The following is a 13,649-nucleotide window of genomic DNA, read 5'->3' on the forward strand; positions in this document are numbered from 1 at the left end:
AAATAAATAAAATCTAATAAAAAGGTAGCTGCCGGGGTTATGTAACTGCAAAAAACCTGGCCAGCCATATTGAAACAGGTAACAGGCAAAGCACTGCCAGCGCCAGCAAAATATTGCCCGAAACACTTACCCACGCTGCGTTCATGACTATTAACGACAGAACCCCTGCTTTTACTGCCTTGCCAATGTTGGGGCCAATCGGGTTTGCTATGGCTGCCAGCAATGGTTTGAATATCAGATAAATATGTAAAACCACAAATGCTGCTGCTACCGGAAGATTGTTTAATTGATACGAAAAATACAATTGGGCTGTACTTACCATAATATAAAGAAACGCAGCAAAGTATAAGGTGTTTTTATTACCACCATGCACTTCGCCCCGGCTAATCATTGTAATTGCAGCAATGTAGCAAACCGGCAAAAGGCCGATAAACCACCACTGCTCAATAGAGCGCTCAATGATACTCATGCCCAGTATCAGATTACCGCCGCGGCATAAACCCATATTTATAGGGCCGAAAAAGGAATGATGTTTGCCATATTTGTTATAAACCAGGGCACAAGCTGCAACTAAAGCCGCTATTATTGCACTAAGCGGGCTATTGAACCACGCCGCCAATACTCCGGAAATCAGCAGAAAGGAGCCATATATAACGGCATTGGTCTTGCTTATCTTTCCACTTGGAATCACTCTTTCAGGGCGTTCAATGCGGTCAAGTTCCAGGTCAAAAATATCGTTAAACACAATGCCGCCACCATAAAGACCCATAGTGGCCAGGCACAAAAACAAAACACCCGTGATATTTACGTCTTCATACGAAAAAGAAAATACAGCAATAGCAACCCCGGCCAGTATATCTGATACTGCCGTAATTACATTGGCGGGGCGGGTTATTTGTATGTAAGATTTAATATTCAAGATACAAGCGGTTGTTTAAGAGATAAAAATTGAATTTTTATCAACCCTCGGAATCTGGCCACCTCTCAGAATGGTGTTCCCGTTAAATTTCAGGCTCTGGTCAATTACTACCGGGTTTTCAAAATCTGCCACATTTATCTGGCCGCTTTGCGCAAAAGCGTCAATGGCGTTCTGATAAGTAACCAGACGGATATCTTCGTCTGATATCCCTTTAATTTTCATCAGGGCGGCTGTTTTTGGTACAGCCAGAGGGTCGCTGATACCCCAATCGGCGGCCGAATTAATCATTATTCGTTCAGAACCGTATTTTTTTACAATTTCTACCATGCGTTCGTTACCCATTTTGGTAAACGGATAAATAGTAAACGCAGCCCAGAAACCTTGCTCCAGCACACTTTCAACAGTTTCTTCGTTGTTATGGTCAATTATTACCATGCCGGGGTCAATGCCATGCTCCAGGGCAATAGACATACTCAGTTCGGTTCCTTTTTTCTTGTCGCGGTGAGGCGTATGTACCTGAACGGGTAAGTTAGCTTCTTTAGCCAGTTCCAGTTGAAGCCTGTAGTATTTTTCTTCGGCGGGTGTCTGGTCGTCAAAACCAATTTCGCCCACACCTACAACACCTTCTTTGTAAACAAACAGAGGTAATACTTCCATTACCTGCTCTGCCAGTGCTTCGTTATTGGCCTCGCGTGAGTTCAGCCCGATGGTGCAATAATGTTTGATGCCAAACTGCGAAGAGCGGAATCTTTCCCAACCAACCAGGCTGCTGAAATAATCTTTGAACGAGTCTACACCTGTGCGGGGTTGTCCGAGCCAGAAAGCCGGCTCAATGATGGCAACCACTCCGGCATCTATCAGCGCAGTGTAATCATCGGTAGTTCTTGAGGTCATGTGAATATGAGGGTCAAAGAACTTCATTCCTTTGATGTAATCGGTATAATTGGCCTGAATCTCTTTTGAAGTTTTTAGCTCTTCGGCGCTTCCTTCAAAATGTGACGGATTCTGCGATATTTCTGAATGTTTCTGGCACATAACTTACTTAATAATTTAAAATACTTCTTTGGTGGTCTTCTACCATTTGCCAGCTAAGGATTCCGTTCTGCCATTGCTCATGCAAGGCTGTTTGTTTCGTTAGCAGGTCTTTAGCGGCAGGCAAATCAGACTGGCCACATACAATTGCTGCCGCAATGGTGTCAGCGGCTGTTCCTGTTGTAAACAAATGCTCAATATCTTTCAGAATCGCCTCGTTCATAAATCTGGTTACCAGACGCCAGGCCTGCGACGGAATAGTTCTGCCTGCAGCCCAACGCTCATGCGCCAGATAAGATATTGAATCGGCCAGTTCCTGATTGGCTCTTTCATCAAGCCCGTCTATATTATGAATGGGCTTATCATTAAAAATGCATTTTAAGACTAATTGATTCCAGGCCGGTTCAGAAAAATGAATTTTAGGGAACGGGTTTCCGAATGCAATAGCATCAAAAACAGGCCCGATGTTTGACCTGACGGCGTTTGTGGCTCTTAAAAGCCAATAATCGGGGAATGCCAAGAATGGGAGAGCCGCAATTAAAGCGCTGGCTTCATTGTTTTCTGCAGTATCAAAAAGGATATCCAGTGTTTTTGTGTAAGTTTCCTTATCAGTGCTATCCAGACTAGCCAGTAAATAGACTCTTACCAGTTTATCCAGTGTCCAGTTATCGAAAGAAACACCATTGATGGTATCGGCTGCAAGTACAGGGCTTTTGCTGATAAACCTTGGTACGGCCACAAATGCTACCTGTAATGATTGTAAACTACCATTACTTTTAGACTCAATCCAACTAAGCTCTTTAGCAGATGCCTGAATTTTAATTTTTTCAAGCAACAATGCAGAATAATTCATAAGGTTAGGCACTTTGTATTAATTAGAAGCAAATCTAAAGAAGAATTCTGAGCTTATTAAAGTATTTATACCAAAAATGATATTAAAATAGACAAAAGGGGCAATTTTGTGCAAATGGTTAAGCCCCCAAAACAAAAAGTACTTAACATGATTGCTAAGTACTTGATTATCAGGTGACCCCGGAGAGGCTCGAACTCTCGACCCACTGATTAAGAGTCAGTTGCTCTACCAACTGAGCTACGGAGTCATTATACTACTTTTAATTATTTTCTGAACTCTCGACCCACTGATTAAGAGCGAGCGACGTTCGCCGGGTGACGTTCACTCAGTTGCTCTACCAACTGAGCTACGGAGTCTCATACGCTGCAAATTTAATTTTTTTTGGCCTGTTGCTGCTATATTATTTAAAATTATTTTCAGTGCCTGCAATTGGTATTTAAAACTAATAATTACTTCTGTTAACGCGGGTTAATGAAAGAGAATACATCATTTTCTATATATTTGTGTATCCCTTTAACCCATTCTGACCTCGCTATGATTACGTCGCTTTCAGACTTGGCTCACCGAAATGCTTCGGGCCGGAATATTATTATATTCTTTGTGCTGCAAATGGCCATTTCAGGCGTGGTTTTGCCTTACCTGCAAACCAGGTTTGACCCACAGGGCGTATTAGGTGTGCTAGATTTGAAATTTGGATTTACGCCTGATGAAGCCTATCAACTGTTGTCGGCCTATGGCGAAGAGGGCAGAAAACTCTATTTTGTGATTGAAGCCTGTATAGATATCATTTACCCTGTTTTTTATAGCATTACCAATTTGTTGTTGTTGAGTTTTGTATTCAAAAGAGGTTTTCAGGCTGATAGTTTTATGCTGAAACTTAACGTTTTTCCGTTGCTGGTTTTCGTTAGCGATATGTTAGAAAATGCTGGTAATATTGCTATGCTGATGGCGTATCCGGAAAGAATAAACGCTGCTGCCAGTCTGGCTTCAACGGCAGGAATGTTTAAATGGACTACCTTTGGTATCAGTATAGCTTTGTTTTTAACAGGCTTGGTGGCCTGGGCTTCAGCAGTTGCCAAAAGGAAAAAAAACTGATGGGAGCGTTAATTTAAAATTTATTTTTAATCATATTAAATATCAATTATGGAGTACAGGAGATTTGGACGTACTGGCTGGAATGTCAGCGAAATAGGTTATGGTATGTGGGGCCTTGCGGGATGGACCGGCTCTGACCAGGACGAAGTAGGGCAGTCGCTTGACCGGTCGGTTGAACTAGGCTGTAACTTTTTTGATACTGCCTGGGGATATGCCGAGGGTAAAAGTGAGCAAATACTAGGAAGGGTATTGAAAAAATATGCAGACAGGCGATTGTATGCCGCCACTAAAATTCCACCAAAGAATTTTACATGGCCGTCAAAATCACATTTCCTGTTGGAAGATTGTTTCCCGGCCAGCCATATCATTGAGTATACCGAAAAAAGCCTGAGTAACCTGGATGTTGAATGCATAGACCTGCAGCAATTCCATGTCTGGGAAGACGCCTGGGCAGGTAAAGATGAATGGAAAGAGGCAGTTGCCAAGTTGAAACAGGAAGGCAAAGTGAAACACTTTGGCGTAAGTGTGAACCGCTGGGAGCCCGCCAATGTGTTGGAAACCCTGAAAACCGGGCTGATAGATTCGGTACAGGTAATATACAATATTTTCGACCAGAATCCGGAAGATGAATTGTTTCCGCTTTGTCGCGAACTGGATATTGCCGTGATTGCCCGTGTACCTTTTGATGAAGGCACCCTTACCGGTTTGCTAACCAAAGACACGGTGTTTCCGGCTGATGACTGGCGGTCTACCTATTTTGTGCCTGAAAACCTGATTCCGAGTGTAGAACATGCCGATGCCCTGAAACCATTGGTGCCAGAAGGTATGACGATGCCTGAAATGGCGCTTCGTTTTATATTAGGTAACGATGATGTACATACTATAATACCGGGCATGAGAAAGATTCGCCACGTAGATGCCAATATCGGTACCAGTGATGGCAAAAAACTAGACGAAAACCTTCGTTTGAAACTCAAAAGCCACAGATGGGACAGAACCCCGACTGAGTGGTCGCAATAGTTTTAAAAGTGAGAAAGGAACAGGACATCCAAGTCCTTTCTCCTTTTTTCATTCACCATAACATTCATGTCAGAAACCACAGTTTTGGCCTGCATAGCTGCTTTTTTTGCAGGTTTTATTGATTCTATTGTAGGCGGGGGCGGCTTAGTGCAGGTCCCTGCTTTGTTTATATTGTTTCCCGGTTATTCGGTTCCGCAGGTTATTGGTACCAATCGTTTTGCTTCTTTTATGGGTACAGCCGTGGCCGGGTATCAATATGCCAAAAAGGTGAAGATTCCGTGGAAAACCGTCATCTATGCCGGGTTAGGGGCGGCCGTAATGTCTTATTCAGGGGCGTTAATATCCAGCCTCATGAGTGCGCGCATCTTAAAGCCAACCATATTAGTGCTGATGAGTGTGATAGCCCTTTATACCTACCGGAAGAAGAATCTGGGGCATGAAGAAAAACTCCGTTTCAGCCTGGCGGTGGTTCCGCTATATGGCTTACTGATAGGCATGGCTATTGGTTTTTACAATGGTTTTGTGGGGCCGGGTACCGGCAGCCTGTTGGTATTTGGCTTCGTGAGCATGATTGGTTACAGTTTTTTGTCGGCCTCTGCCATTTCAAAAGTCATAAATGTAATAGCCGATGTAGCCTCTCTCATTTTCTTTGTCAGCAAAGGCTTTGTGGTTTTTCAGATTGCCTTTCCGATGATGTTGTGTAATATGGCAGGCGCTTATGTAGGTAGCAGGATAGCTATCCTGCGCGGCAACTCTTTTGTGCGGGTAATATTTCTGGTTGTGGTGTTTGGCCTCATTCTCCGGTTCGGGTATGACGTATGGCAGCTTTATAAATAAAACAAGCCCTTCGCTGGTGGACTGTTAACGAAATATTAGACGAAATTAGTAATAAATTTTAGAATGATGAGCTCGGTATTGTATCGGGCTCATTCCATTTAGATTGAGTTTAATTCTATCATTGTTATAGTAATTGATATGCTGCTTAATTTCTTTTTTTAAGTCATCATTTTATACATATTTATTCAGGTAAAATAGTTCTGACTTAAGTATGCCGAAGAAGTTTTCAATAATTGCATTATATAAACAATTACCTTTTCTGGACATACTTTGCGTGACTCCACTTTTCTCTAAGACATGCCTTTATTGCTTCATTTGATAGTGCCAACCTTGGTCAGAATGTAATAATAAAGTTGTTTGTCTGTCTGCTTTTTTCAAGGCCTTCTCAAGCATAGTTATCACACATTTAAAGTCAGCACGCTCGGAGAGTTCATAGCTGATGATTTCCTGATTGAACAAGTCTATCACAGGTGAAAGATAGAGTTTTCTGCCAGCCACATTAAATTCAGTTATATCGGTTGCCCATTTTTCCTGACTTGTTCAAATTAGGTCAGCAAGTTAATTTTTCTTAGGATTTCCATGATTACTGGGTTTAGATTTGCCTTTATTTTTATTTCTTTTCCTGTAATCTTGTTTTTTAGCCTTGCCGTTGTTATCCTTTTACATTCATGGATACATTTGCGGATGGATTTGTTTGTTTGAAGTTCTATGTGCTTGGATATAACCAGTGCTGTAAAGCAAATTAACAGATGTAGCTTGATAGGTTCTTCTTTGTAGTGAAATATGGGTCTTGTCTGTAAATCGCTTTTAGCTATTCGGAAAGCCTGTTCTATTCTGAACAATTCGTGATAACGTTCTATGATGGTATCATTGCTGAGAAGGCTTTCTTCTATATTGGTATAATAGCCTTTGATTCCCAGAATCTTTTGTGTTTTATCAATTAGTTTCTGGTTGAGTGCTATAATTTCTTCTTTCGTGGTGGTGAACTTTAGCTTTTTGTTTTTGGAGGGGTTTTCGATGATGTATTTAGCATTTTCTATTTGCTTTTCCATTTCATACTTATCCTTACGATACCTGACTGTGGAGTAGCTGCAAACCAAATATCCTTTGTCTGTTTTGATGCGGATGCTTTTGCCATCTTCACGCAAAATACTTTTGTCTATTGCCTCTATCAACTCATGGGAAAGATTACCTAATCTGGCTCCTACAATGTAGCTGATGTCATTTTCTCTTAGCGCCTCAATGTTTTCGGTACTAATCATTGCCGCATCAGCCACTACTGTAAAGTTTTTTACCTTATTTTTAAGGATGAAACTTTTTACAACGGGAATGATGGTATGCCCCTCGAAAGTATTGCCAGCAAAGACTTCGTAAGCTATCGGAAATCCCTCTTTACTGACCATTAGTGCCACTAAAATTTGTGGTTGTTGGAATTTATTATCTTTAGAAAATCCATTCTTACGCAATTCATCTTCTTCAAAAGTCTCAAAGTACAAGGTAGTGACATCATAAAACAATAAGTCATAATTAAAGGCATAATGCTTCCTGGCAAATGCGAGAGCAATGCCCTCGGCTTTCGACTTTAGTTTAAGCCACTCAGGAGCAGTCTTATAATAATTTTGTCTGCGATGTTTGATACCAAAATATTCCTCCAGAAGCGCAATAGAACGAAGTTTAGAGGCCGGTTCCATTATCCGCATAATGACCAAATCCAGAAGCAGAGTATTGTTTAGCTTGTCAAAACCGATGGCAAGGATAATTTTGGATAGTACATCATAAAGAAAAGTATAATGAACCCCGATAAATTCGGTTTGTCTGATATAAAATACATTGCCTGCTTGCTGGTCTTCAAAGAGAAAAAGTTGTTTAGAGATTTTTTCAATAAAATCATTAGCAAGAACAAGTAGGTCAGATTTCTCCTGCTCGTTACGAGCAGTGCCGATGTGGCGAACAATGACTCGCTTCCTGTTTTCAATCTTATAAACCTGGATAGAAACCGAACTTTCTGAATATTTTATTTGCCTGATTTTATACATTTTGACCCATTAGGTCAGCAAATTACAAAATTAATAGAGTTAATATACTCTATTTCAGCAACTTATGATTTTAAATTTAAGAGGTGGACAAGTCGGGTCTTTTGTGCGGGTAATATTTCTGGTTGTGGTGTTTGGCCTCATTCTCCGTTTCGGGTATGACGTATGGCAGCTTTATAAATAAAACAAGCCCTTCGCTGGTGGACTGCTAACGAAATATTAGACGAAATTAGTAATAAATTTTAGAATGATGAGCTCGGTATTGTATCGGGCTCATTCCATTTAGATTGAGTTTAATTCTTTCATTGTTATAGTAATGGATATACTGCTTAATTGAGACTGTAAATTAAACTGTGTCAAGGTAAAATTTAGCTAAAATGTTAATTTTACTTTAAACACAGTTTTTTTATGGAAGAGAAGAAAGAATTTGATTTCGAAGAGTTCAAAAAGCAAGCAATTGCTGGAATGTATGCTGGTAAGCCTTTTAGTGGAGAGAAAGGCATTTTTGCGCCATTAATGAAACATTTTTTGGAAGCTGCTTTGTCTGGTGAGTTAGAAAATCATCTGGCAGAATCAAAAGCAAAAGGAGTATCTAATCGTAAAAATGGAAAGACACAAAAGCAGGTAAAGAGCTTATCAGGAGAATTTGAACTGGAGAGTGGCAGAGATCGTTCTGGGACTTTTGAGCCTATGATTTTACCTAAGAGACAGGTAATAATCACAGAAGAACTCGAAGCTAAAGTTATAGGATTATACGGTTTAGGCATGTCTACCAGAGATATATCTTCTCATATCAAGGAGCTATATCAAATGGAAATATCAGCTACCCAGTTATCTACTATCACAGATAAGGTAATCCCTGCCATGCAAGAATGGCGTAGCAGACCCTTAGAGAGCATCTATCCCATTGTTTTTATGGATTGCATACATTATAAAGTTAAGGAAGATGGGAGAGTGGTTTCGCGAGCTATATACAACATCTTAGGAGTAGATTTAGAGGGGAAAAAAGATTTAATAGGTATGTATGTAGCTGAAACCGAAGGCTCTAAGTTCTGGCTTTCGGTGTTGACAGATTTAAAGAGAAGAGGTGTAGAGGACATTCTAATTGCTTGTATTGATGGACTAAAAGGTTTTCCTGATGCTATTGCTACTGTATATCCCCAGACCCAAGTACAACTCTGCATTGTCCACCAAATACGGAATAGTTTAAAATACGTTCCTGAAAAGGATAAAAAGGCTTTTATAGCTGACCTTAAACTTGTGTATACTGCTCTAAACAAAGAAGAGGGTTTTAGACAATTAGAGGCTTTAGAAGCTAAATGGGGCAAGAAATACATCATTGCTGTTCAATCCTGGTTTACTAACTGGGAAAACCTATCAAGCTTCTATGAGTATGCAGAAGACATTAGAAGATTGATTTATACGACAAACCCTATTGAGGGTTTTCATAGGCAAGTCAGAAAAGTCACTAAAACTAAAGGCTCATTTACATCAGATACAGCACTTTTGAAACTGATTTATCTGGTCGTACAAAGAATCTCCCAAAAGTGGACGGGGTCGCCCAGACTATGCCTGTCCGAAATTGGAGTGTCACCTTATCGCAGTTATACATTATTTTTGGAGATAGAATGAAATTCCATAATTTTGAAAAAACTCACTTGAAGCCAACTCCAAGTGAGTAGTAAAAATCCTTGACACAGTTCAGTTTACGCTCCCGCTTAATTTCTTTTTTTAAGTCATCAATTGATTGTTATTTATTCAGGTAAAATAGTTCTGACTTAAGTATGCCGAAGTAGTTTTCAATAATTGTATTATCTAAACAATTACCTTTTCTGGACATACTTTGCGTGACTCCACTTTTCTCAAAGACATACCTGTATTGCTTCATTTGATAGTGCCAACCTTGGTCAGAATATAATAATAATGGTGTTTGTCTGTCTGATTTTTTCAAGGCCTTCTCAAGCATAGTTATCACACATTTAAAGTCAGCACGCTTGGAGAGTTCATAGCTGATGATTTCCTGATTGAACAAGTCTATCACAGGTGAAAGATAGAGTTTTCTGCCAGCCACATTAAATTCAGTTATATCGGTTGCCCATTTTTGATTAGGCTGATTTGCCTTAAATACTCTGTTCAAAACATTAGGGGCAATTTTGCCTTGTTCTCCTTTATAGGATTTATATTTCTTCACTCTGATTATACTCTTTAAACCCAGAAATTGCATTAATCGTAAAACAGTTTTATAATTAATTACTATTCCTTTTTTTTCGAAGTAATAGTGTAATACGTCTGTATCCCAACGTTCCCTTGTGCTTATGATAAATACTTTGAATCAATGCTTTAGTGTCTGCATATTTATCTGTAAGCCGGGTTTTCTTTGAATAATAGTAAAAACTGCTTCTGGCCATGTTCATACAATTTAGCAATACGTCTAAATCATATCTATGCCTTAACTCCATTATGGCTTGTGCTTGTTATTGTTTTGAGTTAAGGCTTGTAGCTTTTTTAGTAGTTCATTCTCCGCTTTTAAACGTTCATTTTCCAACAGCAGCTTTTGATAGTCTGTTAAAGGGGCAGAAGACTTTATAGGTTTTCTTTTGATAGGATGCTTCATCTTTTTAGGACGTCCTTTAGGTTGAGGTAATAAACCCGACAACCCTTTTGATTCATACTCTCGCCGCCAGCGTATAATCACTGGCTCAGTAGGTATATTGAATCTAACACAGGCTGAACGCAAAGATAAACACTCTCTATTGATAGTTTCTGACACTTTAAGCTTAAAAGATACTTCATAGGATTGTTTATTCCTCTGGTGAAGACCCAATTCGCCATATTGCTCATAGAACATTATCCATAACCTTAAATTTGATGGATCAAATCCTTTGTCAGCAGCCACTGAAATAATGGAACGATGTTCTTTTAAAACGGCTTCTACACAATGAAGCCTGAATTCGTAATCATACTTGTTCCTTTTATACATAAAAATGCCCCCAAGAAGTGTCTAACTTTTTGGGGGCATTGTATACGGGAAGGCTTTCTTTTTATAAATCGCTGAAATCGAAGGTTTCAAGAAATTTGGTGGTAAAATGACCAGATTTAAACTGCTCATCGTCCATCAGTTTTATATGGAACGGAATAGTGGTTTTTATACCTTCAATTACAAACTCCTGTAATGCACGTTTCATTCTTGTAACAACTTCTTCTCTTGACTGCCCCGTTACAATCAACTTGGCAATCATTGAATCGTAGTTGGGCGGAATGGTATAGCCCGCATACACGTGGCTGTCAACCCTTACCCCATGCCCACCTGGCAGGTGCAGATTGGTTATTTTACCCGGCGATGGACGGAAACCGTTGCCCGGGTCTTCGGCATTGATACGGCATTCCATGGCATACAATTTAGGGAAGTAATTTTTGCCCGAAATAGGTACACCGGCAGCTACCTTTATTTGTTCTTTAATTAAGTCAAAATCTGTTACTTCCTCTGTAATAGGGTGCTCAACCTGAATACGGGTGTTCATTTCCATGAAATAGAATTTGCCGTATTTATCAACCAGAAATTCAATAGTACCTACGCCTTCGTAGCCAATGGCAGATGCACCTTTAATGGCCGCTTCTCCCATTTTCTCACGCAGCTCCTGTGTAACAACCGGCGACGGCGTTTCTTCAACCAATTTCTGGTGACGGCGCTGAATAGAACAGTCACGTTCTGAAAGGTGGCATACCTTGCCGTATTGGTCGCCCACTACCTGAATCTCAATGTGGCGGGGTTCTTCTACAAATTTCTCCAGATATAAACCGTCGTTACCGAAAGCGGCGCCTGATTCCATCTTGGCATCATCCCAGGCTTTTTCAAATTCGCTTTCTTCTTTAATGATACGCATACCACGGCCACCACCTCCGGCAGTTGCCTTAATGATAACCGGATAACCGATTTCTTTGGCCAGTCTTTTTCCTTCTTCTACCGACTCTAACAGACCCTCTGAACCCGGAATTACCGGTACGCCAGAGTTTTTCATGGTTGCTTTGGCCGTAGCTTTGTCGCCCATGTAGTTAATTTGCTCGGCAGTAGCGCCAATAAACTTAATGCCATATTCGGCGCATATTCTTGAAAACTCGGCGTTTTCAGATAAGAAACCGTAACCCGGATGGATGGCATCGGCATTGGTGATTTCGGCGGCTGATATGATATTAGGAATATTGAGGTAAGATTGCTTGCTGATAGCAGGCCCTATACAAACTGCCTCATCGGCAAAGCGTACGTGCAGACTGTCGCGGTCGGCAGTTGAGTAAACAGCCACCGTTTTTATGCCCATCTCCCGGCAGGTTCTGATGATTCGCAGGGCTATTTCGCCACGGTTGGCTATAAGTATTTTCTTGAACATATAGTGTCAATTAGGAATTGTATGCTATTTAGGCTATTAAATCTATAAACAGTTTTTATAAAAAAATGTTAGAATGCCTTTTGCTGAGAAAATCACGCAGGCTCAACCAGGAACAAAGGTTGGTCGAACTCAACAGGGGTAGCGTTCTCAACCAATATTTTTACAATTTTTCCTGATACTTCAGATTCAATCTCGTTAAACAACTTCATTGCTTCAATAATACAAACTACTTTTCCGTTAGAAACCTCGTCGCCTACCTCAACAAACGATGCCTTGTCTGGGCCCGCTGAGCGATAGAACGTTCCGAGCATAGGAGATTTAATCGTAATCAGATTGCTGGCAGGCGCGGCTGGTTGAGCCACTGGTGCAGCCGGTTGAGCGGCCACAGCAGCAGGAGCAGGGGCTGCAGCAACAGGAGCCTGAGCAACAGGTGCCGGTTGAGCAGCTACAGGCGCTACATTTGAGTAACGTTTAATAGCCAGTTTCAACTCTGATGTTTCAATATTTACTTCATCTAATCCTGATTGAGCAATAAAATCAATCAGTTTTTGAATGTCCTTTGTTTCCATGAAGGGTAAAGATTTGTCGTTTTTTAATTGAGTATAGTTTGTTTGGTTCCAGAAGTATTCTTAAACCGGTTTCTTTCCAGAGCGCTGTTCCTGTACTTTCAGGAAAGCAGACTTTTGTTTTTCAATCTCTTCAGGGTATGAAGGCGGAAAGGCAGCGGTTATTCTTCTGCAAAAGTAAACATAAAGACGACACCCACAAAGAAACTTGGAACGCCCGGGCTGGATTTAAGAATTAAAAGCACTTAAAATCAGTTTCATGTCACTCCGTATTTCTATAAAATGCGATGTCGTCTTTTATAAAATGGCTTATTTCTCTTTTACGCGTGAGTCGTATTCGTAAGTAGTAGTATTGACACGAATCAACTCATCGTTCTCAATAAAAAGAGGAACTTTTATAGTAGCACCGGTTTCAACAGTGGCCGGTTTCGACGGGCTGTTGGCGGTATCGCCTCTTACGCCTGGTTCGGTGTAGGTTACTCGTAGTTCAACATAGGTTGGTAGCTCTACGCTCAGAATAGTTTCTGTTTCTGCATGCACCAGAATGTCAACCTGCTGGCCTTCTTTCATCAGGTCGGCCTGTGGCACCAGTTTTTCTTCTATATTTATCTGTTCAAAAGTTTCAACTTCCATGAAATTGAATCCTGTTTCGTCTTTATATAGAAACTGGTATTGTCTTTTTTCTACCCGTGCAGTTGTAATGTTTACACCTGAAGTAAAAGTATTGTCAATTACCCTTCCAGTACGAAGGTTTCTGAGTTTAGTTCTAACAAAAGCTGGTCCTTTGCCGGGCTTTACGTGTTGGAACTCCACAATGGTGTAGAGGTCGTTATTCCACTCCATACAAAGGCCATTTCTGAAATCTGCTGTTGTTGCCATTACTGTTCAGTAAGCTTAATTATCAAATAG

15 protein-coding genes, 1 tRNA gene and 2 pseudogenes are annotated in these 13,649 nt (G+C 40.5%); 4 read left to right on the forward strand and 14 right to left on the reverse strand.

Going from position 1 to position 13,649, the window contains the following annotated elements:
- Window positions 1-37 precede the first annotated feature (37 nt).
- The 4 genes from eboC to MB380_RS01830 form a co-directional block, all read right to left on the reverse strand.
- Complete coding sequence (eboC, locus tag MB380_RS01815) at window positions 38-919, reverse strand: UbiA-like protein EboC (RefSeq protein WP_253532634.1); 882 nt, start codon at window positions 917-919, stop codon at window positions 38-40.
- Between the two features lie 15 nt (window positions 920-934).
- Window positions 935-1,954 (reverse strand): TatD family hydrolase, encoded by a 1,020-nt coding sequence (locus MB380_RS01820; RefSeq protein ID WP_253532643.1) that lies wholly within the window; start codon window positions 1,952-1,954, stop codon window positions 935-937.
- Between the two features lie 7 nt (window positions 1,955-1,961).
- Window positions 1,962-2,804 carry an EboA domain-containing protein gene (locus tag MB380_RS01825; protein ID WP_253532645.1) on the reverse strand — a complete coding sequence of 281 codons (843 nt, stop codon included), beginning with the start codon at window positions 2,802-2,804 and terminating at the stop codon, window positions 1,962-1,964.
- Window positions 2,805-2,978: 174 nt separating this feature from the next.
- Window positions 2,979-3,051, reverse strand: a tRNA-Lys gene (locus MB380_RS01830).
- A gap of 287 nt (window positions 3,052-3,338) precedes the next feature.
- Here MB380_RS01830 and MB380_RS01835 point away from each other — a divergent pair.
- The 3 genes from MB380_RS01835 to MB380_RS01845 all read left to right on the forward strand — a co-directional run bounded on the left by MB380_RS01835 (window position 3,339) and on the right by MB380_RS01845 (window position 5,756).
- Window positions 3,339-3,899: a hypothetical protein gene (locus MB380_RS01835; protein WP_253532647.1), complete on the forward strand. Its 561-nt coding sequence runs from the start codon at window positions 3,339-3,341 to the stop codon at window positions 3,897-3,899.
- A gap of 48 nt (window positions 3,900-3,947) precedes the next feature.
- The gene (locus MB380_RS01840; RefSeq protein ID WP_253532649.1) at window positions 3,948-4,919 is read left to right on the forward strand and encodes an aldo/keto reductase; all 972 of its coding nucleotides are present in this window, start codon (window positions 3,948-3,950) and stop codon (window positions 4,917-4,919) included.
- Between the two features lie 66 nt (window positions 4,920-4,985).
- Entirely contained in the window at window positions 4,986-5,756 is a 771-nt protein-coding gene (locus tag MB380_RS01845) for a TSUP family transporter (RefSeq protein ID WP_253532652.1), read from the forward strand.
- Window positions 5,757-5,801: 45 nt separating this feature from the next.
- On the opposite strand, the gene MB380_RS21930 is transcribed toward MB380_RS01845, so the two are convergent.
- The 4 genes and pseudogenes from MB380_RS21930 to MB380_RS21940 form a co-directional block, all read right to left on the reverse strand.
- Window positions 5,802-5,906 (reverse strand): IS3 family transposase, encoded by a 105-nt coding sequence (locus MB380_RS21930; protein ID WP_409014706.1) that lies wholly within the window; start codon window positions 5,904-5,906, stop codon window positions 5,802-5,804.
- A gap of 153 nt (window positions 5,907-6,059) precedes the next feature.
- Entirely contained in the window at window positions 6,060-6,254 is a 195-nt protein-coding gene (locus tag MB380_RS21935; protein WP_409014654.1) for a DDE-type integrase/transposase/recombinase, read from the reverse strand.
- Between the two features lie 47 nt (window positions 6,255-6,301).
- Window positions 6,302-7,792: an IS1634 family transposase gene (locus tag MB380_RS01850; protein ID WP_253530585.1), complete on the reverse strand. Its 1,491-nt coding sequence runs from the start codon at window positions 7,790-7,792 to the stop codon at window positions 6,302-6,304.
- Window positions 7,793-8,018: 226 nt separating this feature from the next.
- Window positions 8,019-8,126: pseudogene (locus MB380_RS21940) on the reverse strand (IS3 family transposase); the annotation flags it as partial.
- A 71-nt stretch (window positions 8,127-8,197) separates the two neighbouring features.
- Here MB380_RS21940 and MB380_RS01855 point away from each other — a divergent pair.
- A pseudogene (locus MB380_RS01855) lies at window positions 8,198-9,471 on the forward strand (IS256 family transposase).
- Window positions 9,472-9,539: 68 nt separating this feature from the next.
- On the opposite strand, the gene MB380_RS01860 reads toward MB380_RS01855, so the two are convergent.
- The 6 genes from MB380_RS01860 to efp all read right to left on the reverse strand — a co-directional run bounded on the left by MB380_RS01860 (window position 9,540) and on the right by efp (window position 13,619).
- Window positions 9,540-10,109 (reverse strand): IS3 family transposase, encoded by a 570-nt coding sequence (locus MB380_RS01860; RefSeq protein WP_310587381.1) that lies wholly within the window; start codon window positions 10,107-10,109, stop codon window positions 9,540-9,542.
- The gene (locus tag MB380_RS21945; protein ID WP_409014655.1) at window positions 10,036-10,248 is read right to left on the reverse strand and encodes an IS3 family transposase; all 213 of its coding nucleotides are present in this window, start codon (window positions 10,246-10,248) and stop codon (window positions 10,036-10,038) included. The genes MB380_RS01860 and MB380_RS21945 overlap by 74 nt, the downstream gene beginning before the upstream one ends.
- Window positions 10,248-10,769, reverse strand: a complete 522-nt coding sequence (locus MB380_RS01865) for a helix-turn-helix domain-containing protein (RefSeq protein WP_253532655.1) — start codon at window positions 10,767-10,769, stop codon at window positions 10,248-10,250. The genes MB380_RS21945 and MB380_RS01865 overlap by 1 nt, the downstream gene beginning before the upstream one ends.
- Window positions 10,770-10,830: 61 nt before the next feature.
- Entirely contained in the window at window positions 10,831-12,174 is a 1,344-nt protein-coding gene (gene accC / locus MB380_RS01870) for an acetyl-CoA carboxylase biotin carboxylase subunit (protein WP_253532657.1), read from the reverse strand.
- Window positions 12,175-12,266: 92 nt separating this feature from the next.
- Entirely contained in the window at window positions 12,267-12,743 is a 477-nt protein-coding gene (gene accB, locus MB380_RS01875) for an acetyl-CoA carboxylase biotin carboxyl carrier protein (protein WP_253532659.1), read from the reverse strand.
- A gap of 306 nt (window positions 12,744-13,049) precedes the next feature.
- Entirely contained in the window at window positions 13,050-13,619 is a 570-nt protein-coding gene (gene efp / locus MB380_RS01880) for an elongation factor P (RefSeq protein WP_253532669.1), read from the reverse strand.
- Window positions 13,620-13,649 lie beyond the last annotated feature (30 nt).

The organism is Emticicia sp. 21SJ11W-3, from assembly GCF_024138715.1.
GTDB lineage: Bacteria > Bacteroidota > Bacteroidia > Cytophagales > Spirosomataceae > Emticicia > Emticicia fluvialis.

Coding starts and splice junctions, on each gene's coding strand:
- MB380_RS01820 (WP_253532643.1), bottom strand. CDS start 1,954: ATGTGCCAGAAACATTCAGAAATATCGCAGAATCCGTCACATTTTGAA.
- MB380_RS01825 (WP_253532645.1), bottom strand. CDS start 2,804: ATGAATTATTCTGCATTGTTGCTTGAAAAAATTAAAATTCAGGCATCT.
- MB380_RS01835 (WP_253532647.1), top strand. CDS start 3,339: ATGATTACGTCGCTTTCAGACTTGGCTCACCGAAATGCTTCGGGCCGG.
- MB380_RS01840 (WP_253532649.1), top strand. CDS start 3,948: ATGGAGTACAGGAGATTTGGACGTACTGGCTGGAATGTCAGCGAAATA.
- MB380_RS01845 (WP_253532652.1), top strand. CDS start 4,986: ATGTCAGAAACCACAGTTTTGGCCTGCATAGCTGCTTTTTTTGCAGGT.
- MB380_RS01850 (WP_253530585.1), bottom strand. CDS start 7,792: ATGTATAAAATCAGGCAAATAAAATATTCAGAAAGTTCGGTTTCTATC.
- MB380_RS21945 (WP_409014655.1), bottom strand. CDS start 10,248: ATGGAGTTAAGGCATAGATATGATTTAGACGTATTGCTAAATTGTATG.
- MB380_RS01865 (WP_253532655.1), bottom strand. CDS start 10,769: ATGTATAAAAGGAACAAGTATGATTACGAATTCAGGCTTCATTGTGTA.
- accC (WP_253532657.1), bottom strand. CDS start 12,174: ATGTTCAAGAAAATACTTATAGCCAACCGTGGCGAAATAGCCCTGCGA.
- accB (WP_253532659.1), bottom strand. CDS start 12,743: ATGGAAACAAAGGACATTCAAAAACTGATTGATTTTATTGCTCAATCA.
- efp (WP_253532669.1), bottom strand. CDS start 13,619: ATGGCAACAACAGCAGATTTCAGAAATGGCCTTTGTATGGAGTGGAAT.